Here is a 25,071-nt window from a genome sequence, read left to right on the forward strand (position 1 = left end):
CATCGTCACCGACGAACTGGTGGCCACTGCCGGCGGTGCGCAGTTCGTCGACGGCGTGTACATGACCTTTGGCGCCGACCCGCGCCTGCTGCCGGAAAGCAAGGCGGTGGTCGAGGAGTTCCGCAAGGCCGGTACCGAGCCTGAAGGCTACACCCTGTACGCCTACGCCTCGATCCAGGCGCTGGCCGCCGGCTTCAACGGCGCCAAGTCGAACAAGGGCGAAGACGCCGCCAAGTGGCTCAAGGCCAACCCCGTCGAAACCGTGATGGGCAAGAAGGAATGGGACAGCAAGGGCGACCTGAAAGTCTCCGACTACGTGGTCTACCAGTGGGATGCCCAAGGCAAGTACCACCAGCTGGAAAAACAAAAATAACAATGGCCAACGGCCCGGGCGCTGATGCCCGGGCCAGTGTCCCGCGGTACCTGTCTTTATCCGAAGATCTGCACAGTTCTGCGCTGCGAGGGCCGCTGCATCCGGGGCCCGCCGTGGTCGGCGCTCGTGCAATCTCAATCAGGTGAGATTGCGTTATGGATGGTATTTTCCTGCAGCAACTGGTCAACGGCCTGACCCTCGGGTCGGTCTATGGCCTGATCGCCATCGGCTACACAATGGTCTATGGCATCATCGGCATGATCAACTTCGCGCACGGCGAGGTGTATATGATTTCCGCGTACCTCGCGGCAATCAGTCTGGCATTGCTGGCCTATTTCGGCGTCGAATCGTTCCCGCTTTTGATGCTGGGGACCTTGTTGTTCACCGTCGTCGTCACGGGCGTCTATGGCTTCACCATCGAACGCATCGCCTACAAACCCCTGCGTAACTCCACCCGCCTGGCACCGTTGATCAGCGCCATCGGTATCTCGCTGATCCTGCAGAACTACGCGCAGATCAGCCAGGGCGCCCGCCAGCAAGGCGTGCCAACCCTGCTCGAAGGCGCCTGGCGCGTCGACGTGGGCACAGGCTTCGTGCAACTGACCTACACCAAGATCTTCATCCTGGTCGCCGCCTTCGTCGGCATGGGCCTGCTCACCTACGTGATCAAGTACACCAAGCTCGGCCGCATGTGCCGCGCCACCCAGCAAGACCGCAAGATGGCGTCGATCCTGGGCATCAACACCGACCGGGTGATCTCCTACGTCTTCGTCATCGGGGCCGTGATGGCCGCCCTGGCCGGCGTGCTGATCACCATGAACTACGGCACCTTCGACTTCTACGCAGGCTTCATCATCGGCATCAAGGCGTTCACCGCCGCCGTGCTCGGTGGTATCGGCTCGCTGCCTGGGGCGATGCTGGGCGGGATCATACTGGGGATCTCCGAATCGCTGTTCTCCGGCCTGATCAACTCCGACTACAAGGACGTATTCAGCTTCTCGCTGCTGGTGATGATCCTTATCTTCCGCCCACAAGGCCTGTTGGGTCGCCCGCTCGTGGCTAAGGTGTGAACATGTCGATTGCCAAGATTGCTTCTGCCTCCGAAACCAAGGGTTTCGATCTCAAACGCAGCGTGCTCGAGACCATCGTCGCGGGCCTGCTGGCGCTCATCGTGTTCGGCCCGATCGTCGGCGTGGTGCTCGACGGCTACACCTTCAATGCCGAGCCGCGCCGGGTGGCCTGGCTGGTCGGCGGGGTGATGCTGGGGCGCTTTCTGCTCAGCCTGTACGTACAGACCGCCGCCGGGCGGCGCATGCTCGAGGGCTTCGACAGCGGCGGTTCGGGCGTGCATGTCAACGCCCCGGGCTACAAGTCGCGGCTGCGCTACATCATCCCGGCGCTGATCGTGATCGCCATCATCTTCCCGGTGTTCGCCAACAAGTACCTGCTGACCGTGGTCATCCTCGGCCTGATCTACGTGCTGCTGGGCCTGGGCCTGAACATCGTGGTGGGCCTGGCCGGCCTGCTCGACCTGGGCTACGTGGCCTTCTACGCCATTGGCGCCTACGGCCTGGCGCTGGGCTACCAGTACCTGGGCCTGGGCTTCTGGAGCGTGCTGCCGCTGGCGGCCATCGCCGCGGCGCTGGCGGGGTGCATACTCGGCTTCCCGGTGTTGCGCATGCACGGTGACTACCTGGCCATCGTGACCCTGGGCTTTGGCGAGATCATCCGCCTGGTGCTGAACAACTGGCTGTCGTTCACCGGCGGCCCGAACGGCATGCCGGCGCCGTCGCCGACCTTCTTTGGCCTGGAGTTCGGCCGCCGGGCCAAGGACGGTGGGGTGCCGATCCATGAGTTTCTCGGCATCGATTACAACGCCAACCTGAAGTTCGTGTTCATCTACGCGGTGCTGTTCCTGGTGGTGCTGGCGGTGTTGTACGTCAAGCACCGGCTGACCCGCATGCCGGTCGGCCGCGCCTGGGAAGCGCTGCGCGAAGACGAAATCGCCTGCCGCTCGATGGGCCTGAACCACGTGCTGGTCAAGCTTTCGGCGTTCACCCTCGGCGCTTCCACCGCGGGCCTTGCCGGGGTGTTCTTCGCCACCTACCAGGGCTTCGTCAACCCCTCGTCGTTCACCTTCTTCGAGTCGGCGCTGATCCTGGCCATCGTCGTGCTCGGCGGCATGGGCTCGACCGTCGGTGTGGTGATCGCCGCCTTCGTGCTGACCGTGGCGCCGGAGCTGCTGCGCAGCTTCTCCGAATACCGCGTGCTGCTGTTTGGCGTGCTGATGGTGCTGATGATGATCTGGCGACCGCGCGGGCTGATTCGCATCAGCCGCACCGGTGTGGTCCCGCGTAAAGGAGTGGCGCCATGAGCGACGAAATCATTCTCTCGGTCGACAACCTGATGATGCAGTTCGGTGGCATCAAGGCGCTCAGCGATGTCAGCCTGAAGGTCCGGCGCAACCAGATCTTCGCCCTGATCGGCCCCAACGGCGCCGGCAAGACCACCGTGTTCAACTGCCTCACCGGCTTCTACAAGGCCAGCGGCGGGCGCATCGAGCTGAACGTGCGTGGCAGCCACACCAATGTCATCCAGTTGCTCGGCGAGCGCTTCCAGGCGACCGACTTCGTGTCGCCGGCGAAGTTTGCCAACCGCCTGTACTACAAGATGTTCGGCGGCACCCACCTGGTCAACCGCGCGGGCCTGGCGCGCACCTTCCAGAACATCCGCCTGTTCAAGGAAATGTCGGTGGTGGAAAACCTGCTGGTGGCCCAGCACATGTGGGTCAACCGCAACCTGCTGGCCGGGGTGCTCAACACCAAGGCCTACCGCAAGGCCGAGAGCGATGCCCTGGACCATGCGTTCTACTGGCTGGAGGTGGTCGACCTGGTCGATTGCGCCAACCGCCTGGCCGGCGAGTTGTCCTACGGCCAGCAGCGCCGCCTGGAAATTGCCCGGGCCATGTGCACGCGGCCGAAGATCATCTGCCTGGACGAGCCGGCTGCCGGCCTCAACCCGCAGGAGACCGAGGCGCTGAGCCGCATGATACGCGTGCTGCGTGACGAGCATGACATCACCGTGGTGCTCATCGAGCACGACATGGGCATGGTCATGAGCATCTCCGACCATATCGTCGTGCTCGACCACGGCAACGTGATCGCCGAAGGCGCGCCACAGGACATCCGCCACAACCCGACGGTGATCGCCGCCTACCTGGGTGCCGACGAAGAGGAGCTGGTATGAGTGCACCCATTCTCGAGCTGAAGGAACTGGACGTGTTCTACGGGCCGATCCAGGCCCTGAAGAAAGTCTCGATGCACATCAACGAAGGCGAGACGGTGAGCCTGATCGGTGCCAACGGTGCCGGCAAGTCGACCTTGCTGATGTCGATCTTCGGCCAGCCGCGTGCGGCGGCCGGGCACATCGTCTATCGCGGCACCGACATCACCCGCAAGTCGTCGCACTACATCGCCTCCAACGGCATCGCCCAGTCGCCGGAAGGGCGGCGGGTGTTCCCCGACATGACCGTCGAGGAAAACCTGATGATGGGCACCATCCCCATTGGCGACAAGCATGCCAGCGAAGACATGCAGCGCATGTTCGAGCTGTTTCCGCGCTTGAAGGAGCGGCGCAACCAGCGGGCCATGACCATGTCCGGCGGCGAGCAGCAGATGCTGGCCATCGCGCGGGCGTTGATGAGCCGGCCCAAGCTGTTGCTGCTCGACGAGCCTTCGCTGGGGCTGGCGCCGATCGTGGTCAAGCAGATCTTCGCGACCCTGCGTGAACTGGCCAAGACCGGGATGACCATCTTCCTGGTGGAGCAGAACGCCAACCATGCGCTGAAGCTGTCCGACCGGGCGTATGTGATGGTGAACGGGGAGATCCGCATGACCGGCACCGGGCAAGAGCTGTTGGTCAACGAAGAGGTGCGCAACGCCTACCTGGGCGGGCACTGAAGACAGTTGGGGGCTGCTGCGCAGCCCAATCGCCGGCAAGCCGGCTCCCACAGGTTCACCACTGCCGTTGCGGGCGCCGGCTTGCCGGCGATTGGGCCGCACAGCGGCGCCTGGCACATGTGGACAACTTGTCGCATATGTTTCTCGAAGCGCACTACAAGCCCTTCGCAAACCCTTGTTTCCACAGGCGCTATGTTTTCCACGGATAATGTGGAACCGCCTGTGGAAAACATGGTGGCACCTCGCTCGATCCCTTTGATTGCAAGGCTTTCAAGCATCTGTTCATTTTTTGATCAGTGATGCTTTGTGGATGATTGCACAGGCTTTTTTCCACAGATCTGATACGCCCTGAATTCATCGATTGCCTGTGGATAACTCTGTGAAAAACCCTTGGACAGACCGCTGCAGGCGGCATGCTTGAAAGCGTTGAGCCATCACCCGCCGACCACAGTTCGCTGAAAGGGTTCCGCTGGGCAGCCAAGTTGCCCCCAATCCGTGGGGAAAGGCTTGTGGATAACATGCGTATACCTGGCGCCAGCCGCTCTGCAGCGGGGCTTTCGCGACTATGTACAAAAAATGAACAGCTGCTTTGACGCCTTGCTGCCAAGGCCAAGCAAAGGCATGCTGGATGGCCTGCCGAAGACCCTATCCACCGCGAGGAACAGAGCATGACGTCCACCGTATTCATCACTGGCGCGACTTCCGGTTTTGGCGAGGCCACCGCCCGCCGTTTTGCCGATGCCGGCTGGAAGCTGGTACTCACCGGGCGCCGCAAGGACCGCCTGGATGCCCTGTGCGCCGAGCTGTCGGCCAAGACCGAAGTGCACGGCCTGGTGCTTGACGTGCGCGACCGCAAAGCCATGGAGCAGGCGCTCGCCAGCCTGCCGGCCGGCTTCGACAAGCTGCGCGGCCTGGTCAACAACGCAGGCCTGGCACTGGGAGTGGATGCGGCGCAGAACTGCAGCCTGGACGACTGGGAAACCATGGTCGACACCAACATCAAGGGCTTGATGTACACCACCCGCCTGCTGCTGCCGCGGCTGATCGCCCATGGCCGCGGCGCATCGATCCTCAACGTCGGCTCCGTGGCCGGCAACTACCCGTACCCGGGCAGCAACGTGTACGGCGGCACCAAGGCCTTCGTCGGCCAGTTCTCGCTGAGCCTGCGCTGCGACCTGCGCGGCACGGGCGTGCGCGTCAGCAACATCGAGCCGGGCCTGTGCGAGAGCGAGTTCTCGCTGGTGCGCTTCGGCGGCGACCAGGCCAAGTACGATGCCACCTACGCCGGCGCCGAGCCGATCCAGCCGCAGGACATCGCCGAGACCATCTTCTGGATCCTCAACCAGCCGGCGCACATCAACATCAACAGCCTCGAGCTGATGCCGGTGAGCCAGGACTGGGCGGGGTTCTCGATCGACCGCTCGGCCAAGGGCTGATTCAGACGCGGGGCAAGCCCGTTCCCACAGGTGCTGGTGAATGTGTGGGAGCGGGCTTGCCCCGCGAATGCGTCAGCTCAGGCGCTGCAAACCTTCCAGGCAAGTCGCCAGGTGATAGGGCGTCGTCGAAGGCATGTCATGCCGGCTCACCGCACCCTCAGCGTCGCGGCACTCATACCAGCCACCTGCATGCAGGAACCGCTGCTCCATGGCCTGCAACTGCAGAGCCAGTTGCGCTTCATTACCTGAACGCAGCACCAGCGCCCGCAGATACTCCGCCTGCGCCCAGATGCGCTGGGTGGCATCGATGACCTTGCCGTCTACATCGAGCATGGCCAGCACCGCTCCTTCCCTCACCCCGCACTGCTCGGCGTAGCCAAAGGCGCGATCGATGGAGGTGTGCAGCGCTGTGCCGCGCAGCAGCGGCGAAGTCTGCAGCAGGTAGAACCATTCGAACTGATGCCCCGGTTCGAACCAGTTATCCACAGCGCCCCGAGGTTTCTCCAGCATCAGCCCGTGCTTCGGTTCGATGAAGTGCGCCTGCAGCGCCTCGCACAGTTGCAGCAGATCGTGGCGAACCGCGTCGTCTTCACGCACGGCGAGCACCTGCAGGAAGGCTTCGGCCAGGTGCATCTGCGGGTTCTGCAAGGGGCCGCTGCCCAGGTCGGACCAATCTTCGCCCAGGCTGGCTTCGTACAAGCCATCGTCGCGAGCGAACTGCTCGGCCACGATCTCAAGGGCGGCATTGAGGGCGGATTCCACCAGCCCTTCGCGCACCTTGCCCCAGTAGTGGGCGCAGGCGAAGACGATGAAGGCGTGGGTGTAGAGGTCCTTGCGCCGGTCCAGCGGCTTGCCCTGGGCATCGATGCTGTAGAACCAGCCGCCGTGCTCGGCATCATGAAAATGCCGCTGCAGCGAGCGGAACAGTGCAGCCGCGCGTTCGGCAGCCCCCGGCTGCTCGATGCGGCTGCTGAACAGGTAGAGCTGACGCGCACAGGCCATGGCCCGGTAGCGCTGCACCGGCAGCGGCTGGTGCCCGGCGTCGAGGGCTTCGTAGGGCAGGGCCATGTCGGCGTTCCAGCCCGGGCCCTGCCACAGCGGCACGATGCGTTCGGCGAAGTGCTGGTTGAAGCGGGCCAGTGCGGGCTGAAGGGGGCAGGGGTTGGGCATGTGGGGCTCGTCGCTGTCGGGCAGGGCGCCATGTTAGCAGAAGTGCGATTGTCGGTTGTCTGTGCCGGCCTCTTCGCGGGGCAAGCCCGCTCCCACAGAGGTACTTGTGGGAGCGGGCTTGCCCGCGAAGAGGCCAGTACGGCCAGCAGGTCAGCCCGGATTGCCCAGGCCCTGCCAATGCCGCGCGCCGACGAAGATGAAGCGCAACTGCTGGGTGATCTTTTCCTGCGCGGTGAGTGCCTGTGGATAACCCTGTTCGGGGCTGTCGATCAGTTCGGGCAGGGTGGCAAACACGGTTTTCACCACCAGGTCGGCCATCACTGCCAGGGCGGCCTTGTCCAGGTGCCGCCAGCGCTTCATGCGCGCAAGGTCGGTGGCCAGGTCGTCGCTGATGCCCTGGCGCAGGCCGGCAATGGCCTGGCGCACCGCTTGCGAGCCGCCGTACTGCTCGCGCGCCAGGAACAGGAATTGCGCACGGTGGGCGGCCACCACGTCGAGGAAGATGCGTACCGACGCGTCGGTGATGCCGCCGAGCTCGAACTCGTTCTGCCGCACCAGGCGGATGGTATGGCGGAAGGTGGCGTCCACTTCGGCCACCAGCGCCAGGCCCAGGGCGTCCATGTCGGGGAAGTGCCGGTAAAAGCCGGTGGGCACGATACCTGCCGCCTTGGCCACTTCGCGCAGGCTGATGCTGCCGAAACCGCGGCCGCTCTGCATGAGCTGGCAGGCAGCGTCGAGCAGGGCCTGGCGGGTCTGAAGCTTCTGTTCGGCGCGCGGCAGCATGGCAGGTAATTCTGAGACGGTAAGGCTGGGCACTCTAGATAAAAAAACGAAGCCCGGTCAATGGACCGGGCTGGGAGGGGAGCAAGCGCTGTGCGTCAGGTTGTTGTTTTCGGCCATGGCGATCAGCTCACATGGCTGATTTCAACCAGGCGATCCGAGCCACCTTCGGCAACACGGCCAGAGCGTTCGATCAGGCGATCAGAGCCACCTTCGGCAACGCGGCCAGAGCGTTCGATCAGGCGGTCCGAGCCACCTTCGGCAACACGGCCGGAGCGTTCGATCAGGCGATCCGAGCCACCTTCGGCAACACGGCCAGAGCGTTCGATCAGGCGATCAGAGCCACCTTCGGCAACACGGCCACTGCGTTCGATCAGGCGATCCGAGCCACCTTCGGCTACGGTTTTCAGGGGTTGGGCGATTTCGGCGGCGCTGGAGCGCGATTCGGCGGTCAGGTGCTGGTCGGCAGCTGGCACAGCGAAAGCGTTGGCGGCCAGAATGGACAGGGTCAGGGTAAGCAGGGCGCGTTTCATGATCTCGGTGCTCCTTGGCGGGGCTGGAAAGTGGGTACGGAGCCAATGCTACGCCCGGGAGCACCAGAGAGAAGTTCATACGGGTAATGGTAACAATCGACCGGATTGATAGACCTTTCCAGGGGCTCTAATCCAATGCTTTCAAGATCGTATATGGCCACTGGCCAGTAGCTGCTGCGCACCCCGCCAAGACCAATGGCCGAGGCAGAAGCTGCGAAAAACTTCGCTATCATGCACGCCACCGATAAAACCCCACGGGTTTTCATCAGTCCCAGATATTGAGTGCCATCGCTGTGCCCGCTTTGTGCCATGCCGTCAGGAGAACCACGCAATGACGCGTCCCGCCAGAATCCTCGTCTGGACCCTCACCACCCTGCTGACCTTGCTGGCGATTCTGGTGGTGCTGATTGCCACCTTCGACTGGAATCGCGTCAAGCCACTGCTCAACGAGAAGGTCTCCGAGGCCTTGCACCGGCCCTTCGCCATCAACGGCAACCTCGCCGTGCACTGGCGCACCGAGCCCGAAGAAGGCGGCTGGCGTGCCTGGGTGCCCTGGCCGCACTTCATCGCCGAGGACCTGACCCTGGGCAACCCCGAGTGGCTCAAGACGCCGCAGATGGTCGGCCTTGAGCGTGTCGAGTTTCGCCTGGCGCCGCTGCCGCTGGTGCTGCAGCAGATCGTCATCCCGCGCATCGACCTGGTCAAACCTACCGCCAGCCTGACCCGCCTGGCCGATGGCCGGGCCAACTGGACCTTCGACTTCGGCCCCAAGGACGAAAACGCCGAGCCTTCCAAGTGGCAGCTGGACATCGGCGCCATCGGCTTCGACCAGGGCAACGTCAGTTTCGATGACCAGACCCTGAAAACCAGCATGAAGGTGCAGGTCGACCCGCTGGGCAAGCCGATCCCGTTCAGCGACATCGTCGGCAAGGCCAGCGCCGAAAAGGCCGGGGGTGCCCAGGACTACGCCTTCGGCTTCAAGGCCCAGGGGCGCTACAAGGACCAGCCGGTGTCCGGCACCGGCAAGATCGGCGGCCTGCTGGCGCTGCAGGATGCCAACCAGCCATTCCCGCTGCAGGCCGATGTGCGCATCGCCGACACCCACGTGGTGCTGGCCGGCACCCTGACCGACCCGCGCAACCTGGGCGCCCTCGACCTGCGCCTGCGCCTGTCGGGTGCAAGCCTTGGCAACCTCTACCCCCTGACCGGCGTGACCCTGCCCGACACCCCCGCCTACGAAACCGACGGCCACCTCACGGCCAACCTGCATGCCGCCGGGGGCGCAACCTTCAATTACCAGGGCTTCAACGGCAAGATCGGCGACAGCGACATCCATGGCGACCTGGCCTTCGTCGCCAGCCAGCCACGGCCCAAGCTCTCCGGCAAGCTGGTTTCCAACCAGCTGCTGTTCAAGGACCTGGCGCCGCTGATCGGCGCCGACTCCAACGCCGAGCAGAAGGCTCGCGGCGGTGCCAGCAAACAACCCACCGGCAAGGTGCTGCCGGTGGAGGAGTTTCGCACCGAACGCTGGCGCGCCATGGATGCGGACGTCACCTTCGCCGGCAAACGCATCGTCCACAGCGAGCAGCTGCCGTTCAATGACCTGTCTGCCCACGTGATCCTCGAAGACGGCCTGCTGCGCCTGGAGCCGCTGCGCTTTGGCGTGGCCGGCGGCAACCTGGCCTCGAACATTCGCCTGGATGGGCGCAGCGTGCCCCTGCAGGGCCGCGCCCAGCTGACCGCGCGCGGCTTCAAGCTCAAGCAGCTGTTCCCAAGTTTCGCGCCCATGCAGACCAGCTTTGGCGAGCTCAATGGCGATGCCGACATCAGCGGCCGCGGCAACTCGGTGGCGGCGCTGCTGGGCACGGCCAATGGCGACCTGCGCATGCTGATCAACGATGGGGCGATCAGCCGCAGCCTGATGGAGATCGCCGGGCTCAACGTCGGCAACTATGTGGTCGGCAAGCTGTTTGGCGACGAGGACGTGAAGATCAATTGTGCGGCGGCCGATGTCGGCATCAAGGACGGCCTGGCGACCACGCGGCTGTTCATCTTCGATACCGAGAACGCGATCATCTACATCAATGGCACGGCGAACTTTGCCAGCGAGCAGCTGGATTTGAAGATCAGCCCGGAATCCAAGGGCCTGCGGCTGTTCTCGCTGCGCTCGCCGTTGTATGTGCGCGGGCCGTTCGCCAAGCCGAGCGCGGGCGTGCAGGCGGTGCCGCTGGCCTTGCGCGGGGCGGGGATGGTGGCCTTGGGTGTCGTTGCAGGGCCTGCGGCGGGGTTGCTGGCGCTGGTGGCGCCGAGCAGTGGCGACCAGCCCAACCAGTGCACGCCATTGCTGCAGCAGATGAAAGCCGGCAAGGCGCCGGCTGCGGTGAAGGGCAAGCAATAGCAATCGCCGGCAAGCCGGCTCCCACAGGTTCAGCACTGTTCCTGTGGGAGCCGGCTTGCCGGCGATTGGGCTGCAAAGCAGCCCCGTGCGATTACAACCCTTGCAGCAAGTCGGACATGTCGTCCGCGTGCTCTTCTTCCTGGGCCAGGATGTCTTCGAAGATGCGCCGCGTAGTCGGGTCGGTATCGCCGATGTACTGGATGATCTCCCGGTAGCTGTCGATCGCGATGCGCTCGGCCACCAAGTCCTCCAGCACCATCTCCTTCAGCGAATTACCCGCCACGTACTGGGCATGGGAATTCTTGGTCAGGTTATCCGGGTTGAAATCCGGCTCCCCGCCCAGCTGCACGATGCGCTCGGCCAGTTTGTCGGCGTGCTCGGCTTCCTGGTTGGCATGCTCGAGAAACTCTTCGGCCGCGACGCTCGCCTTGATGCCGCTGGCCATGAAGTAATGGCGCTTGTAGCGCAACACGCAGACCAGCTCGGTGGCCAGCGACTCGTTGAGCAGGCGCAGGATTTCCTTGCGGTCAGCCTGGTAGCCCTCGGTCACGGCGCCTTGTTCCACATGCTGGCGGGCGCGCTTGCGCAGGGTTTGCACATCGGTCAGTTCAACGTTGCTCATGGTTGTCTCCAAACAGATCAGGACGGTGGGTCAAGGTGTGACGGAGGCTTTCGCGTCTCGTACCGCTTCGCTGTCCTCTTCTCGTTGCTTGCAAGTCTTGAAGCCCTTGGCATCGACGTGGCCGGTGGCGTCGAAACGCACGTAGTAGGGCTGCTGGCGGCCGTCTTGGTTGAGGATGTAGTCGTTGCAGGTGCCCCCGTGCGGCAAATCGATCACGTTGGATGGGCTGCCGCCGATGGCAATGACCTTCTGCATGGTCATGCCGTTTTCCACTTGCTTGACCAGCGGCTGGTCACGGTAGGTGACGTAGTCCACCGGGTTTTCCGGGCGGCTGCCGCAGGCGGCCAGGGTGGCGCTTGCCAGAAGGATTGCCAGGGTCTGCTTGTACATGGTCCCGCTCCTTGCACAGGGTCTGTTCTGGGTTGGAACCGCAGCGCGCGTCAGGAGTTCGATTGCGATGGTCATCAAGGCCGCTGTAGTGTGGGCCGATCGTCCATGGAGAGGGGGCTGGGCAATGGGGCAGGAATTGGCCACGCGCTACCCGCTGGTGCTGGTACCGGGCATGCTCGGCTTCGTCAGGGTGCTGCTGTACCCCTACTGGTTCGGCATCGTGCCGGCGTTGCGCAAGGGTGGCGCGCAGGTGTTCCCGGTGCAGGTTTCGCCATTGCACTCAAACGAGGTGCGCGGCGAGCAACTGCTGGCGATCATCGAGGACATCTGCCAGCGCACCGGCGCCGACAAGGTCAACCTGATCGGCCATAGCCAGGGCGCCTTGAATGCCCGCTACGCCGCCGCCAAGCGGCCAGGCCGGGTCGCCTCGGTCACCTCCGTGGCCGGGCCCAACCACGGCTCGGAACTGGCAGACCACCTGGAGCGCACGGCGCCGGGCGACTCGCCCCAGGGCCGGCTGCTCAAGGCCGTGCTGCACGGCCTGGGGGTGTTGCTGGTGTGGCTGGAAACCGGCTGGCGCCGCGACCCGCTGCCGGTCGACGTGCACGCCTCGCACCAGGCCCTGACCAGCGCTGGCGTGGCGCGCTTCAACCAGGCTTATCCACAGGGCTTGCCCGACACCTGGGGCGGTGAAGGGCCGGGCGAGGTGAATGGCGTGCGCTACTACTCCTGGTCCGGCACCCTGCAGCCTGGGCTCACCGACCAGGGGCGCAACCGCTTCGACGGCAGCAACCGCTTCTGCCGCCTGTTCGCGCGCAGTTTCGTCAAGGAAAAGGGCCACTGCGATGGCATGGTCGGGCGCTTCAGTTCACACCTGGGGCAGGTGATCGGCGACGACTACCCGCTCGATCACCTGGACATCGTCAACCAGTCACTGGGCGCCGTCGGCAAGGGCGCCGAGCCTGTGCGCCTGTTCACCGAGCACGCCGCGCGGCTCAAGGCTGCGGGGCTGTAGCCGCACGGCGTACAGGTGTGGTCCAGCGTTCGGCGAGGACCACGCCGGCCAGGGTCAGCAGGCCACCGATCAGGTGGTAGCTGGCCAGGCGTTCATCGAGCACGCCGGCGGCGATCAGCGCGGTCACCACCGGCAGCAGGTTGAAGAACAGCGTCGTGCGGCTCGGCCCCAGGCGGTGCACGGCCTGCATCCACACCAGCGGTGCGACCATCGAGGCCAGCACGCAGGCATACAGCACCAGGCCGACGTTATGGGCATTCAGGCCGGTCTTTTCCGAGAGCAGGAACAGCGGCAGCAGCACCAGGATCGCCACCAGCACCTGCAGGTACAGCAGCTGCAAAGGCGGCAGGCGCAGCTGCCATTTCTTCAGCAGGAAGCTGTACAGCGCATAGGCCAGGGTGGCCACCAGCATCAGCAGGTCGCCGCTGTTCAGGCCCTGTTCGAGCAGCGCGCCTGGGTGGCCGGCAGACACCACTTCGAGCACGCCATAAAACGACACCAGCGCGCCGAACAGGGCGCCGAAGGTCAGGCGCTGGCCGAGCCAGGCGATCGACAGGGCCAGCGACATCAGTGGCATCAGCGAGAGGATGATGCCCATGTTGGTGGCGCTGGTGATGCCGGCGGCGAAGTACGCCAGGCTCTGGTACAGCGCCATGCCCAGGACGCCGAGCACGAACACCTTGCCCAGGTGCGGGCGGATCGCCGCGCGGTTGCGCCACACCTTGGGCAGCAGGAACGGGGTGAACAGCAGGCCGGCCAGCAGCCAGCGGTAGAAGCCGATTTCGGCAGGGTGGATGGCACCGGCGGAGAGCTTGGTGACCACGGTATTGCCAGCCCAGATGAGGATGGCGGTGAGGGGGAAGAGGTAATTCATGCCGCTGTGATTCTCTGAGGTGTTGCGAAAGGGCCGCCCAGGGAGCCCCGATAAGCACCTATTATCCGCTGTCCGTCCGCAAGCCTATACTCGTATCCAGACAACCTGCCCCTGCAAGCAGACACCATGGCCCGCAAATACCTCGACATCCCCCAGTTCGACCAGCTCCCGGCGCCGGTGTATTTCCGCCACGACGAGTTCGGCGCCGACACCCACAGCGCCCCCCATCGCCACGCCTGGGGCCAGCTGAACTACACCGCCCATGGCGTCATGCACCTGGACGTCGATGGGCAGCGCTTCCTTTCACCCCCGCACTACGCGGTGTGGGTGCCGCCGGGCACCGAGCATGGCTGCTACAACCCCCAGGCCATCGTCTACCGCTCGGTCTATCTGCAGCGCAGCCTGTGCGAAGGCTTGCCGCAACAGCCGTGCAGCCTGGTGATCAGCGACATCCTCAAGGCCATCCTCGGCGACTTCGCCCGGCGCGACCTGAAGGTGGCGCAGGATGAGCGCGACCAGCGCCTGGTCCAGGTGCTGCTCGACCAACTGCTGCTGGCGCCGACCCAGACCTGCTACCTGCCATTCGCCCGCAGCGACGGTCTGCGCCAGGTGCTCGACGCCCTCTCTGCCGAGCCCGGCGACAGCCGCCCGCTGGCCGCCTGGGCGGCGCAGGTGCATGTCAGCGAGCGCACCCTGGCGCGCCAGTTTCTGCGCGAGCTGGGCATCAGCTTCGGCGAGTGGCGCCTGCGCCTGCGCTTCTTGCGCGCCATCGAAGCGCTGGAAGCCGGCCAGCCGATCCAGGCCATTGCCTTCGACCTGGGCTACAGCAGCGCCTCGGCCTTCATCGCCATGTTCCAGCGCCAGGCCCAGTGCACGCCGGAGCAGTACCGGCGGCAGGCACGGGCAGGTTTGTAAAAATTCTTGTCTACACTGTTCAGCACCACCGTGCATCGGGCGCGGAGACAAGGAGACCACTCCATGAAAATGCTGCAAATGCCGTTGCTGGTATTGGCTGTGTTGTTCAGCGCGCAAGGATTCGCCGCCACCGCGCAACAGGAAAAGATGACCTCGTGCAACGCCGAGGCCTCCACCAAGGCGCTCAAGGGCGATGAGCGCAAGGCGTTCATGAGCACGTGCCTGAAGAAGAGCCCGCCGGCCACCCAGCAGGAAAAAATGAAAACCTGCAACGCCGATGCCAGCACCAAGGCGCTCAAGGGCGACGAGCGCAAGGCATACATGAGCGACTGCCTGAAGAAGAAATGACCTGCGCCTATGCCTGTGGCCACAAGGCTGGCAGACTGCGGGTCTTTCCGCTGTCTGCCGTCGAGGCTGTATGACCTTCACCCCCCGCCAGATCACCCTTGCCAGCCTGATCATCGTGATGGCTGGCTTGCTCCTGGCCCTGCCCCTGAAGTTGCTGCCCAGCCTGCTCGCCGGGCTGCTGGTGTTCGAGCTGGTCAACATGCTCACGCCACGCCTGCAACCGCTGATTGCCGGGCAGCGCGCGCGCTGGCTGGCGGTGGCGCTGCTGGGCACGCTGGTGGTCAGCACCCTGACGCTGCTGATCGCCGGTGCGTTCAGTTTCCTGCTGCACGAGGCGGAAAACCCGGGCGCTTCGCTGGACAAGTTCATGGGCCTGGTCGAACGTGCCCGAGGCCAGCTGCCGCCATTCATCGAGGCCTACCTGCCGGCCAGTGCGGCCGAGTTCAAGGTGGCCATCGGTGACTGGATCAGAAGCCACCTGAGCGACCTGCAACTGGTGGGCAAGGGCATGGCGCACATGTTCGTGACCCTGCTGATCGGCATGATTCTCGGGGCCATCATCGCCCTGCAGCGCATCCCCGACCTGTCGCGTCGCAAACCCTTGGCGGCGGCCCTGTTCGAGCGCTTGAACCTGCTGGTGCAGGCGTTTCGCAACATCGTCTTCGCGCAGATCAAGATTTCCCTGCTCAATACCGCGTTCACCGGTATTTTCCTGGCCGTGGTGATGCCGCTGTTCGGCGTGCACCTGCCGCTGACCAAGACCTTGATCGTGCTGACCTTCCTGCTGGGGCTGCTGCCGGTGATCGGCAACCTGATGTCCAACACGCTGATCACCATCGTCGGCCTGTCGCTGTCGATTTGGGTGGCGGCGGCGGCGCTGGGGTACCTGATCGTCATCCACAAGGTCGAGTACTTCCTCAACGCGCGGATCGTGGGCGGGCAGATCAGTGCCAAGGCCTGGGAGCTGTTGCTGGCGATGCTGGTGTTCGAAGCGGCGTTCGGGCTGCCGGGGGTGGTGGCGGGGCCGATCTATTACGCCTACCTGAAGAGTGAGCTCAAGCGAGCGGAGCTGGTTTGAAGCTGGGCTGGCCTGTACCGGCCTCATCGCCGGCAAGCCGGCTCCCACAAAGGTTCACCACCCCTCCCTGTGGGAGCCGGCTTGCCGGCGATGAGGCCAGTACAGCCCCTGGAAAGTGTCAGGCCGCGCCGTAACGCTTGCGCGCCTCGATCGCCAACCCGCTACCGATGCTGCCAAAGATATTGCCTTCCACATGCCGCGCATTGGGCAGCATCGCCGCCACGCTGTTGCGCAGCGCCGGGATACCGCTGGAGCCACCGGTAAAGAACACCGTGTCCACCTGCCCCTGGCTCACCCCCGCCTTGCCCAGCAGCTCGGTCACGCTGCCGCGCACCCGCTCCAGCAACCCTTCGATGGCGCCTTCGAACACTGCACGGGTCAAATCCACGCCCAGCTCGCGCTCGACCCGGCCCAGGTCGATACGGCGGCTCTGCTGCTCGGTCAGCTCGATCTTGCTGGCCTCCACTTCCATCGCCAGCCAGTGCCCGGCGCGCTGTTCGATCAGCTTGAACAGGCGGTCGATGCCCAGGGTGTCCTCGATGTCGTAGCGCATGCTGCCCAGGGCCAGCTGCGATTTCTGCGAGTACAGGGCGTTGATGGTGTGCCAGGTGGCCAGGTTGAGGTGGTAGCTGGTGGGCATCAGCGCGCCGCTCTTCATCCGGCTGCCGTAGCCGAACAGCGGCATCACGCCTTGCAGGCTCAGCTGCTTGTCGAAGTCGGTACCGCCGATGTGCACGCCGCCGGTGGCGAGGATGTCGCTCTGGCGCTCGGCCACCTGGTGGCGCTCAGGCGACAGGCGGATCAGGGTAAAGTCCGAGGTACCGCCGCCGATATCGACGATGAGCACCAGCTCTTCGCGGCTGATCCCCGACTCGTAGTCGAAGGCTGCGGCGATCGGCTCGTACTGGAACGACACGTCCTTGAAACCGAGCTTGCGCGCTACCTCGGCCAGGGTGTCCTCGGCCTCCTGGTCGGCGGCCGGGTCTTCGTCGACGAAGAACACCGGGCGGCCCAGCACCACCTGGTCGAATTCGCGGCCGGCAGCGGCCTCGGCGCGTTTTTTCAGCTCGCCGATGAACATGCCCAGCAGGTCCTTGAACGGCAGGGCGCTGCCCAGCACGCTGGTGTCGTGCTTGATCAGCTTGGAGCCCAGCAGGCTCTTGAGCGAGCGCATCAGGCGGCCTTCGTAGCCTTCCAGGTACTCGTGCAGTGCCAGGCGGCCATACACCGGGCGGCGCTCTTCGATATTGAAGAAGACCACCGAGGGCAGGGTGATCTTGCCGTCTTCCAGGGCGATCAGCGACTCGCTGCCCGGGCGGTGCCAGCCGACCGTGGAGTTGGAGGTGCCGAAATCGATGCCCAGGGCGCGGGCCGGGGATACGTCAGACATGGGAAAAAGGCTTCCGGAGGCAAAACGGCCGCGCAGTTTATGCCAGTTGGCCAGAGAATCAAGACCGGCCGTCTGCCTTGCAGCAACGCCAAGCGCACCTTGAAAGGCTATGCTTGACCCCTATCTTCTGTTGCAACACGCAAATTCACATTGGTGATCCATAGATGGACTTCAAAGACTACTACAAGATACTCGGCGTAGAGCCCACGGCGGACGAGAAGGCGATCAAGGCCGCGTACCGCAAGCTGGCGCGCAAGTATCACCCCGATGTCAGCAAGGAGCGCGACGCCGAGGAGAAATTCAAGGAGGCCAATGAGGCCTACGAGGTGCTGGGCGATGCCCAGAAGCGCGCCGAATTCGACGAAATCCGCAAGTATGGCGGCCAGCACGGCCGGCCATTCCAGGCCCCACCGGGCTGGGAAAGCCGAGGCGGTGGTGGTGGCGGCTTCGAGGGCGGCGACTTCTCCGACTTCTTCAGCTCGATCTTCGGCGCCCGCGGCTCCAACCCCTTCGGTGGCGCCCGGCAACAACGCAGTGCCGGCAGGCGAGGGCAGGACGTGGAACTGGAACTGGCGATCTTCCTTGAAGAAACCCTGAGCAAGGAATCCAAGCAGATCAGCTTCCAGGTGCCGCAGACCAACGCCGCCGGCCAGCGCACCGGCTTCACCACCAAGACCCTGAACGTGAAGATTCCGGCCGGGGTCAGCGATGGCGAACGCATCCGCCTCAAGGGCCAGGGCGCGCCGGGCGTGGGCGGCGGGGCGAATGGCGACCTGTTCCTGACCATCCGCATGGCGCCGCATCCGCTGTTCGATGTCGAAGGGCATGACCTGATCATCACCGTGCCACTGGCGCCGTGGGAGGCCGCGTTGGGCACCAAGGTGGCGGTGCCGACCCTGGACGGCAAGATCAACCTGACCATCCGCCCCGACAGCCAGAGCGGCCAGCGCCTGCGCGTACCGGGCAAGGGCCTGGCAAACAAACAAGGCGAGCGCGGCAACCTGTATGCCCAGCTCAAGGTGGTGATGCCGCCGAGCTCCGATGCTACTGCCCGTGAACTGTGGACCCAGCTCTCCGAGAAAGCTGCGTTCAACCCGAGGACACAATGGAGTAAGTGATCATGAGCAGCACCCTGATCGTTCAACTGGACATGCGCACCCTTTGCCAGGAGGCCGACATCACGGCCGACTACGTGGTCGAAATCGTCGAACACGGCATCGTTGAACCTTCGGGGCGAACGCCGGAGGATTGGTTGTTCGACGACCAGGCGCCGCTGGTGGCCAAGCGTGCGGTGAAGCTGCACCGGGAGCTGGAGCTGGAGTGGGAAGGGGTGGCGCTGGCGCTGGAACTGCTGCAGGAGGTGCAGCAGTTGCGCAGCGAGAACAGTATGTTGAGGCAGCGGTTGGGGCGTTTTACCCAGATGTGATGTTGGCTTCATCGCCGGCAAGCCGGCTCCCACAAGGGGCTGTGTGCGGGGCGGCTTGCCACTGCCAGCGAATCAGCCCGGCTCAGCCCCAGGATCGAGCACCACCTGCATGAAGGTCAGGTCCAGCCACCTGCCGAACTTCACCCCCACCTGCGGCATCTGCCCGGTCACCACGAAGCCCAACCGTTGATGCAGGCGCACCGAGGCCACATTGCCGCTCTCGATGGCCGCCACCATCACATGCTTGCCACACCCCCGCGCCCGCTCGAGCAGCGCCGCCATCAATTGCGGCCCCAACCCTTTGCCACGCTGGTCATCGCGCACATACACCGAATGCTCAACTGTATGGCGAAACCCCTCGAACGGCCGCCAGTCGCCGAACGAGGCATACCCCAGCACGCCCGTTTCATCCGCCGCCACCAGGATCGGATAGCCCTGTTGCGCCCGCGCCTCGAACCAGGCCTGGCGGTTGGCAAGGTCCACCGGGGTTTCGTTCCAGATCGCCGTGGTGTTGCGCACCGCGTCGTTGTAGATCTCGAGGATGCCCGGCACGTCGGTGGCCAGGGCATCGCGGATTTCGTGGCTCATTGCAGCGTCTCGCAAGGTCGATGGCTGCAGATTAAATGGTTACCAGCCCGCGCACACCTTCGGCCTGCATGTTTTCCCCGCGCCCGCGCTGGATGATTTCGCCGCGGGCCATGACCAGGTATTGGTCGGCCAGCGCCTCGGCAAAGTCGTAGAACTGCTCGACCAGCAGGATGGCCATGTCGCCGCGCGCGGCCAGGCGGCGGATCACTGCTCCGATTTCCTTGATCACCGAGGGCTGGATGCCTTCGGTGGGCTCGTCGAGGATCAACAGCCGCGGGCGGCTGGCCAGGGCGCGGCCGATGGCCAGCTGTTGCTGCTGGCCGCCGGACAGGTCGCCGCCGCGGCGCTGTTTCATCTGCTCCAGCACCGGGAACAGTTCGTAGATGAAGCCTGGCACTTCGCGGGCCTCGCGGGCGGGAAAGCGCGACAGGCCCATGAGCAGGTTTTCCTCGACGCTCAGGCGCGGGAAGATTTCGCGCCCCTGGGGCACGTAGGCGATGCCGGCCTGCACCCGCTGCTGCGGCTTGAGCGTGGTGATGGGTTTGCCTTCCCATTCGACGCTGCCTTCGCGGGCGGGCGTCAGGCCCATCAGGCAGCGCAGCAGGGTGGTCTTGCCCACGCCGTTGCGCCCGAGCAGGCAGGTGACTTCGCCGACCTTGGCTTCGAAGGACAGGCCGCGCAGGATGTGGCTGCCGCCGTAGTACTGGTGCAGGGTGTCGATCTTGAGCATGTGAGAATTCCTGATGTTGTTGCAGTGCCTGCACCGGCCCCATCGCCGGCAAGCCGGCTCCCACAGGTGCGGCGCAGTTCTCGGTCCTGTGGGAGCCGGCTTGCCGGCGATGGGGCCAGTACAGTCGACGAGAATCATCGGCCCAGGTACACCTCGACCACCCGCTCATCCGCCTGCACCTGCTCAAGCGACCCTTCTGCCAGCACACTGCCCTGGTGCAGCACGGTGACATGGTCGGCAATGCTGCCGACGAACCCCATGTCATGCTCCACCACCATCAGCGAGTGCTTGCCTGCCAGACCCTTGAACAGCTCGGCGGTGAACTCGGTCTCGGCATCGGTCATGCCCGCCACCGGTTCGTCGAGCAGCAGCAATTGCGGCTCCTGCACCAGCAGCATGCCGATCTCCAGAAACTGCTTCTGCCCGTGCGACAACAGGCCGGCCTGGCGCTGGGCCAGTGGCAGCAGGCGCAGGGTGCCGAGCACTTGCTCGATGCGTGCGCGTTGCTCGCCGTCCAGGCGCGCGGCAAGGCTGGCCCACACCGACTTTTCGGCCTTCAGTGCCAGCTCCAGGTTTTCGAACACCGTCAGCGCCTCGAATACCGTGGGCTTCTGGAACTTGCGGCCGATGCCGGCCTGGGCGATCTGGTATTCGCTCAGGCGGGCAAGGTCCAGGGTGTCGCCGAAAAAGGCAGTGCCGCTGTCGGGGCGGGTCTTGCCGGTGATCACGTCCATCATCGTGGTCTTGCCGGCGCCATTGGGGCCGATGATGCAGCGCAGCTCGCCCACGCCGATGTACAGGTTCAGTGCGTTGAGCGCCTTGAACCCGTCGAAGCTGACGCTGATGCCCTCAAGGCTGAGCACCGTGCCGTGGCGTGTGTCGAGCCCGGCGCTGCGGCGGTTGCCCAGGCCGATGGCGTCGCGGCTGGCGCCAAGGTTGTCGAAAACCGGTTCGAGCATGAACTCGGGGTGAACGGGGGGCACGCCTCTCATGGCTGGCTCCTTTTCTTCAGCAGGCCGACCACGCCCTTGGGCAGGTACAAAGTGACGAGAATGAACAGCGCGCCGAGGAAGAACAGCCAGTACTCCGGGAAGGCCACGGTGAACCAGCTCTTCATGCCATTGACCAGGCCGGCGCCGAGCAGCGGGCCGATCAGCGTGCCGCGGCCACCCAGGGCGACCCACACGGCAGCCTCGATGGAGTTGGTTGGCGACATCTCGCTGGGGTTGATGATGCCCACCTGCGGCACGTACAGCGCACCGGCCAGGCCGCACAGCACGGCGCTGAGCACCCACACCAGCAGCTTGAAGCCGCGGGGGTCGTAGCCGCAGAACATCAGGCGGTTTTCCCCATCGCGCACGGCGGTGAGCAAGCGCCCGAACTTGCTGGTGGTCAGGCGCCAGCACAGGTACAGGCTGGCCAGCAGCAGGCCGACGGTGAGCAGAAACAGCATCGCCCGCGTGCCTGGCGCGGCAATGTCGAAGCCCAGGATGGTGCGAAAGTTGGTGAAGCCATTGTTGCCGCCAAAGCCGGTTTCGTTGCGAAAGAACAGCAGCATGCCGGCGAAGGTCAGGGCCTGGGTCATGATCGAGAAGTACACGCCCTTGATCCGCGAGCGGAAGGCGAAGAAGCCGAACACCAGTGCCAGCAGGCCCGGCGCCAGCACCACCAGGCACATGGCCCAGGCGAAATGCTGGGTGCCGGCCCAGTACCAGGGCAGCTCGCTCCACGACAGGAAGGCCATGAATGCCGGCAGGCCGTCAGCGGCGGCCTGGCGCATCAGGTACATGCCCATGGCGTAGCCACCCAGGGCGAAGAACAGGCCATGGCCGAGCGACAGCAGCCCGGCGTAGCCCCAGACCAGGTCCAGGGCCAGGGCGACGATGGCGTAGCAGAGGATCTTGCCCACCAGCGTGAGGGTGTAGGCCGAAACCTGCAGCGCATGCCCCGCCGGGAGCAACGAGAGCAGCGGCATGGCCAGCAACAGCAGCACGACGATGGCGCCGATGGCCAGCGTCAGGCGCGGCCCGGCTTTTTGTGAAGCGGTGACAAGCAGTGGCTGGTTCATCAGTCGATTACCCGTCCCTTGAGGGCGAACAGGCCTTGCGGGCGCTTCTGGATGAACAGAATCACCAGCGCAAGGATGAGGATCTTGCCCAGCACGGCGCCGATCTGCGGCTCCAGCAGCTTGTTGGCGATGCCAAGGCCGAAGGCTGCCCAGAGGCTGCCGGCCAGTTGCCCGACACCGCCAAGCACCACCACCAGGAACGAGTCGATGATGTAGCCCTGGCCCAGGTCCGGGCCGACGTTGCCGACCTGGCTCAGGGCCACGCCGCCGAGCCCGGCGATGCCGGAGCCCAGGCCAAAGGCGAGCATGTCGACGCGCCCGGTCGGCACCCCGCAGCAGGCCGCCATGTTGCGGTTCTGGGTGACCGCACGCACGTTCAGGCCCAGCCGCGTGCGGTTGAGCAGCAGCCAGGTGAGCAGCACCACGGCCAGGGCGAAGCCGATGATCACCAGGCGGTTGTAGGGCAGCACCAGGTTGGGCAGCAGCTGGATGCCGCCGGACAGCCAGGCCGGGTTGCTGACTTCGACGTTCTGCGCGCCGAACAACAGGCGGATGGCCTGGATCAGGATCAGGCTGATGCCCCAGGTCGCCAGCAGGGTTTCCAGTGGGCGGCCGTAGAGGTGGCGGATGACCGTGCGCTCCAGCGCCATGCCGACCCCGGCGCTGACGGCGAAGGCCACCGGCAGGGCGATCAGCGGGTAGAACTCGATGGCGCCGGGGGCGTAGCGCTGCAGCAGCACCTGGACCATGTAGGTGCTGTAGGCGCCGAGCATCAGCATCTCGCCATGGGCCATGTTGATCACCCCCAGCAGGCCGAAGGTGATCGCCAGGCCCAGGGCCGCCAGCAGCAGGATCGAGCCCAGCGACAGGCCGCTGAAGGCCTGGCCGAGCAGTTCGCCGGCCAGCAGCTTGCGCTTGACCTGGGCCAGGCTGGTTTCTGCGGCGGTGCGCACGCCGGGGTCGGCTTCCGCGCCCGGTTGCAGCAAAGCCTCCAGGCGCGTTCGGGCCAACGGGTCGCCGGTTTCGCCGAGCAGGCGCACGGCGGCCAGGCGTACCGCAGCTTCGCTGGCGCCCAGTTGCAGGTTGGCCAGGGCCAGGGCCAGGGCGGCATGCACGGCGGCGTCGGGCTCGCTGGCGAAGCGCCGGTCGAGGAAGGCCACCTGCGCGGGTTGGGCGCTCTTTTGCAATTGCTGGGCGGCGGCTAGGCGGGTGTCAGCCTTGTCGCTGAGCAACTGGTGGCTGGCCAAGGCGTTATCGATCAGGCCGCGCAGGCGGTTGTTCAGGCGCAGTTTGCGGGTGTCATCGGCGGCGATGCGGCCCTGGCGCAGGTTTTCCAGCAGTGCCAGGCGCGCGGGGTCGGGTTGCGCCGCCCAGCTTTCGAGCAGGGCGGCCTGCTCGGTGGGCTTGGCGGTGATGAAGAATTCGCCTTCGCTGGCCTGGGTGGCCAGGGGCAGCGAGAGGAGGGCAATGAGCAGGAGTTTGAGCATGCGGGCAATCCTGGGAATCGGCGGTGGATTCATCGCCGGCAAGCCGGCTCCCACAGGCGCCGCCATCGCCCTCAAGGGCTGTGGAACTCCTGTAGGAGCTGGCTTGCCAGCGATTGGGCTGCACAGCAGCCCCAGTGCACTCAGTTACCTTTCACCGCGTAATCAGGCCGCTTGTCATTGCCCGGAATGAACGGGCTCCACGGCTGCGCCCGCAGCGGCTGCTCGGTCTCCCACACCACACTGAACTGCCCGTCATCCTGGATCTCGCCGATCATCACCGGCTTGTGCAGGTGGTGGTTGGTCTTGTCCATGGTCAGGGTAAAGCCCGACGGCGCCTGGAAACTCTGCCCGGCCAGCGCCTCGCGTACCTTGTCGACATCGGTGGACTTGGCCTTTTCCACCGCTTGCGCCCACAGGTGGATACCCACGTAGGTGGCTTCCATCGGGTCGTTGGTCACGGCCTTGTCGGCGCCCGGCAGGCCCTTGGCCTTGGCGTAGGCCTTCCAGTCGGCGACGAACTTCTGGTTCACCGGGTTATCCACCGACTCGAAGTAGTTCCACGCCGCCAGGTGGCCCACCAGCGGCTTGGTGTCGATGCCGCGCAGCTCCTCTTCGCCCACCGAGAACGCCACCACCGGCACCTCGGTGGCCTTCAGGCCCTGGTTGGCCAGCTCCTTGTAGAACGGCACGTTGGAGTCGCCGTTGACGGTGGAGATCACCGCCGTCTTGCCGCCGGCGGAGAACTTCTTGATGTTGGCGACGATGGTCTGGTAATCGGCGTGGCCGAACGGCGTGTACACCTCCTCGATGTCCTTGTCGGCCACGCCCTTGCTGTGCAGGAAGGCGCGCAGAATTTTGTTGGTGGTGCGCGGGTAGACGTAGTCGGTGCCCAGCAGGAAGAAGCGCCTGGCGCTGCCGCCGTCCTCGCTCATCAGGTACTCCACGGCCGGGATGGCTTGCTGGTTGGGCGCCGCGCCGGTGTAGAACACGTTGGGCGACATCTCTTCACCCTCGTACTGCACCGGGTAGAACAGCAGGCCGTTGAGCTCTTCGAACACCGGCAGCACGGATTTGCGCGACACCGAGGTCCAGCAGCCGAACACCACCGCGACCTTGTCCTGGCTCAGCAGCTGGCGGCTCTTTTCGGCGAACAGCGGCCAGTTGGACGCAGGGTCCACCACCACCGGCTCGAGCAGCTTGCCGTTGACCCCGCCCTTGGCGTTGATCTCGTCGATGGTCATCAGCGCCATGTCCTTGAGCGACGTCTCGGAGATCGCCATGGTGCCCGACAGCGAATGCAGGATGCCGACCTTGATGGTGTCGGCGGCCTGAATGCTCCAGCTCAGGCCCATCGCCGCGATCGATGCGCTGAGGGTAAAAGCCTTGATCAGACTGCGACGCTTCATGTGCTCTCTCCGCTGAGTTTTTTATGGTGTTGGCCAAGCGGGGAGGGCATTGCAAGGGGTGTGCCGAGTGGCGGAAGGTGCGCAG

Annotated in this window: 26 protein-coding genes; 13 read left to right on the forward strand and 13 right to left on the reverse strand. The window is 64.9% G+C overall.

Annotated elements, in window-relative coordinates; translation table 11 throughout:
• From B3E94_RS06070 to B3E94_RS06095, 6 genes are all read left to right on the forward strand, one after another.
• A partial coding sequence (locus B3E94_RS06070) for an ABC transporter substrate-binding protein (RefSeq protein WP_286912723.1) occupies positions 1-373 on the forward strand: 373 nt, incomplete at its 5' end.
• A gap of 155 nt (positions 374-528) precedes the next feature.
• A complete protein-coding gene (locus B3E94_RS06075; RefSeq protein ID WP_176513244.1) occupies positions 529-1,443 on the forward strand; it encodes an ABC transporter permease subunit in 915 nt (304 codons plus the stop codon).
• A 2-nt stretch (positions 1,444-1,445) separates the two neighbouring features.
• Positions 1,446-2,747, forward strand: a complete 1,302-nt coding sequence (gene livM / locus B3E94_RS06080) for a high-affinity branched-chain amino acid ABC transporter permease LivM (protein ID WP_176513246.1) — start codon at positions 1,446-1,448, stop codon at positions 2,745-2,747.
• Entirely contained in the window at positions 2,744-3,619 is an 876-nt protein-coding gene (locus B3E94_RS06085; RefSeq protein ID WP_176513247.1) for an ATP-binding cassette domain-containing protein, read from the forward strand. The genes livM and B3E94_RS06085 overlap by 4 nt, the downstream gene beginning before the upstream one ends.
• Positions 3,616-4,332 (forward strand): ABC transporter ATP-binding protein, encoded by a 717-nt coding sequence (locus B3E94_RS06090; RefSeq protein WP_176513249.1) that lies wholly within the window; start codon positions 3,616-3,618, stop codon positions 4,330-4,332. Before B3E94_RS06085 ends, B3E94_RS06090 begins: the two co-directional genes overlap by 4 nt.
• A 668-nt stretch (positions 4,333-5,000) precedes the next feature.
• Positions 5,001-5,768 (forward strand): SDR family oxidoreductase, encoded by a 768-nt coding sequence (locus tag B3E94_RS06095; RefSeq protein WP_286912726.1) that lies wholly within the window; start codon positions 5,001-5,003, stop codon positions 5,766-5,768.
• Between the two features lie 72 nt (positions 5,769-5,840).
• Here B3E94_RS06095 and B3E94_RS06100 read toward each other — a convergent pair whose 3' ends face one another.
• The 3 genes from B3E94_RS06100 to B3E94_RS06110 all read right to left on the reverse strand — a co-directional run bounded on the left by B3E94_RS06100 (position 5,841) and on the right by B3E94_RS06110 (position 8,251).
• Positions 5,841-6,938 (reverse strand): AGE family epimerase/isomerase, encoded by a 1,098-nt coding sequence (locus tag B3E94_RS06100; RefSeq protein ID WP_286912727.1) that lies wholly within the window; start codon positions 6,936-6,938, stop codon positions 5,841-5,843.
• Between the two features lie 150 nt (positions 6,939-7,088).
• Complete coding sequence (locus B3E94_RS06105; RefSeq protein ID WP_176513255.1) at positions 7,089-7,721, reverse strand: TetR family transcriptional regulator; 633 nt, start codon at positions 7,719-7,721, stop codon at positions 7,089-7,091.
• Between the two features lie 122 nt (positions 7,722-7,843).
• Positions 7,844-8,251 (reverse strand): phage infection protein, encoded by a 408-nt coding sequence (locus B3E94_RS06110; protein ID WP_176513257.1) that lies wholly within the window; start codon positions 8,249-8,251, stop codon positions 7,844-7,846.
• Positions 8,252-8,582: 331 nt separating this feature from the next.
• Here B3E94_RS06110 and B3E94_RS06115 point away from each other — a divergent pair, with 331 nt between their 5' ends.
• A complete protein-coding gene (locus B3E94_RS06115) occupies positions 8,583-10,649 on the forward strand; it encodes an AsmA family protein (protein ID WP_286912729.1) in 2,067 nt (688 codons plus the stop codon).
• Positions 10,650-10,740: 91 nt separating this feature from the next.
• On the opposite strand, the gene B3E94_RS06120 is transcribed toward B3E94_RS06115, so the two are convergent.
• The gene (locus tag B3E94_RS06120; protein ID WP_176513261.1) at positions 10,741-11,271 is read right to left on the reverse strand and encodes a ferritin-like domain-containing protein; all 531 of its coding nucleotides are present in this window, start codon (positions 11,269-11,271) and stop codon (positions 10,741-10,743) included.
• Between the two features lie 30 nt (positions 11,272-11,301).
• On the reverse strand, positions 11,302-11,661 hold the full coding sequence (gene osmE, locus B3E94_RS06125) for an osmotically-inducible lipoprotein OsmE (RefSeq protein ID WP_286912730.1): 360 nt from the start codon (positions 11,659-11,661) through the stop codon (positions 11,302-11,304).
• Positions 11,662-11,785: 124 nt separating this feature from the next.
• On the opposite strand from osmE, the gene B3E94_RS06130 reads away from it, so the two are divergent.
• Complete coding sequence (locus B3E94_RS06130) at positions 11,786-12,676, forward strand: esterase/lipase family protein (protein WP_286912731.1); 891 nt, start codon at positions 11,786-11,788, stop codon at positions 12,674-12,676.
• Here the strand turns inward: B3E94_RS06130 and B3E94_RS06135 are convergent.
• On the reverse strand, positions 12,657-13,550 hold the full coding sequence (locus B3E94_RS06135) for a DMT family transporter (protein ID WP_286912732.1): 894 nt from the start codon (positions 13,548-13,550) through the stop codon (positions 12,657-12,659). The two genes, B3E94_RS06130 and B3E94_RS06135, sit on opposite strands and share 20 nt — an antisense overlap.
• A gap of 126 nt (positions 13,551-13,676) precedes the next feature.
• Between B3E94_RS06135 and B3E94_RS06140 the strand changes: the two genes are divergently transcribed.
• The 3 genes from B3E94_RS06140 (at position 13,677) to B3E94_RS06150 (ending at position 15,891) form a co-directional block, all read left to right on the forward strand.
• Complete coding sequence (locus B3E94_RS06140; protein WP_286912733.1) at positions 13,677-14,465, forward strand: AraC family transcriptional regulator; 789 nt, start codon at positions 13,677-13,679, stop codon at positions 14,463-14,465.
• 63 nt (positions 14,466-14,528) lie between these two features.
• A complete protein-coding gene (locus B3E94_RS06145; protein WP_286912734.1) occupies positions 14,529-14,813 on the forward strand; it encodes a PsiF family protein in 285 nt (94 codons plus the stop codon).
• 70 nt (positions 14,814-14,883) lie between these two features.
• Positions 14,884-15,891, forward strand: coding sequence for an AI-2E family transporter (locus tag B3E94_RS06150; RefSeq protein ID WP_176513274.1), 1,008 nt, complete (start codon positions 14,884-14,886; stop codon positions 15,889-15,891).
• A gap of 118 nt (positions 15,892-16,009) precedes the next feature.
• On the opposite strand, the gene B3E94_RS06155 is transcribed toward B3E94_RS06150, so the two are convergent.
• Entirely contained in the window at positions 16,010-17,281 is a 1,272-nt protein-coding gene (locus B3E94_RS06155; protein ID WP_176513276.1) for an Hsp70 family protein, read from the reverse strand.
• A 164-nt stretch (positions 17,282-17,445) separates the two neighbouring features.
• Here B3E94_RS06155 and cbpA point away from each other — a divergent pair, with 164 nt between their 5' ends.
• Entirely contained in the window at positions 17,446-18,399 is a 954-nt protein-coding gene (gene cbpA / locus B3E94_RS06160; RefSeq protein WP_286912736.1) for a curved DNA-binding protein, read from the forward strand.
• A gap of 2 nt (positions 18,400-18,401) precedes the next feature.
• Positions 18,402-18,707, forward strand: coding sequence for a chaperone modulator CbpM (locus tag B3E94_RS06165; RefSeq protein ID WP_176513279.1), 306 nt, complete (start codon positions 18,402-18,404; stop codon positions 18,705-18,707).
• A 72-nt stretch (positions 18,708-18,779) separates the two neighbouring features.
• Here B3E94_RS06165 and B3E94_RS06170 read toward each other — a convergent pair whose 3' ends face one another.
• The 6 genes from B3E94_RS06170 to urtA form a co-directional block, all read right to left on the reverse strand.
• Positions 18,780-19,295 carry a GNAT family N-acetyltransferase gene (locus B3E94_RS06170; protein ID WP_286912737.1) on the reverse strand — a complete coding sequence of 172 codons (516 nt, stop codon included), beginning with the start codon at positions 19,293-19,295 and terminating at the stop codon, positions 18,780-18,782.
• A 31-nt stretch (positions 19,296-19,326) separates the two neighbouring features.
• Entirely contained in the window at positions 19,327-20,025 is a 699-nt protein-coding gene (urtE, locus tag B3E94_RS06175) for an urea ABC transporter ATP-binding subunit UrtE (RefSeq protein ID WP_286912738.1), read from the reverse strand.
• Positions 20,026-20,159: 134 nt separating this feature from the next.
• Positions 20,160-21,017, reverse strand: coding sequence for an urea ABC transporter ATP-binding protein UrtD (gene urtD, locus B3E94_RS06180; RefSeq protein WP_176513285.1), 858 nt, complete (start codon positions 21,015-21,017; stop codon positions 20,160-20,162).
• Entirely contained in the window at positions 21,014-22,093 is a 1,080-nt protein-coding gene (gene urtC / locus B3E94_RS06185; protein WP_236236682.1) for an urea ABC transporter permease subunit UrtC, read from the reverse strand. The genes urtD and urtC overlap by 4 nt, the downstream gene beginning before the upstream one ends.
• Entirely contained in the window at positions 22,093-23,613 is a 1,521-nt protein-coding gene (gene urtB, locus B3E94_RS06190) for an urea ABC transporter permease subunit UrtB (protein WP_409521252.1), read from the reverse strand. The genes urtC and urtB overlap by 1 nt, the downstream gene beginning before the upstream one ends.
• Positions 23,614-23,720: 107 nt before the next feature.
• On the reverse strand, positions 23,721-24,986 hold the full coding sequence (gene urtA / locus B3E94_RS06195; RefSeq protein ID WP_176513291.1) for an urea ABC transporter substrate-binding protein: 1,266 nt from the start codon (positions 24,984-24,986) through the stop codon (positions 23,721-23,723).
• Positions 24,987-25,071: the final 85 nt, after the last annotated feature.

This window comes from Pseudomonas sp. UBA6315 (genome assembly GCF_002438125.1).
GTDB classification, from domain to species: domain Bacteria; phylum Pseudomonadota; class Gammaproteobacteria; order Pseudomonadales; family Pseudomonadaceae; genus Aquipseudomonas; species Aquipseudomonas faucium.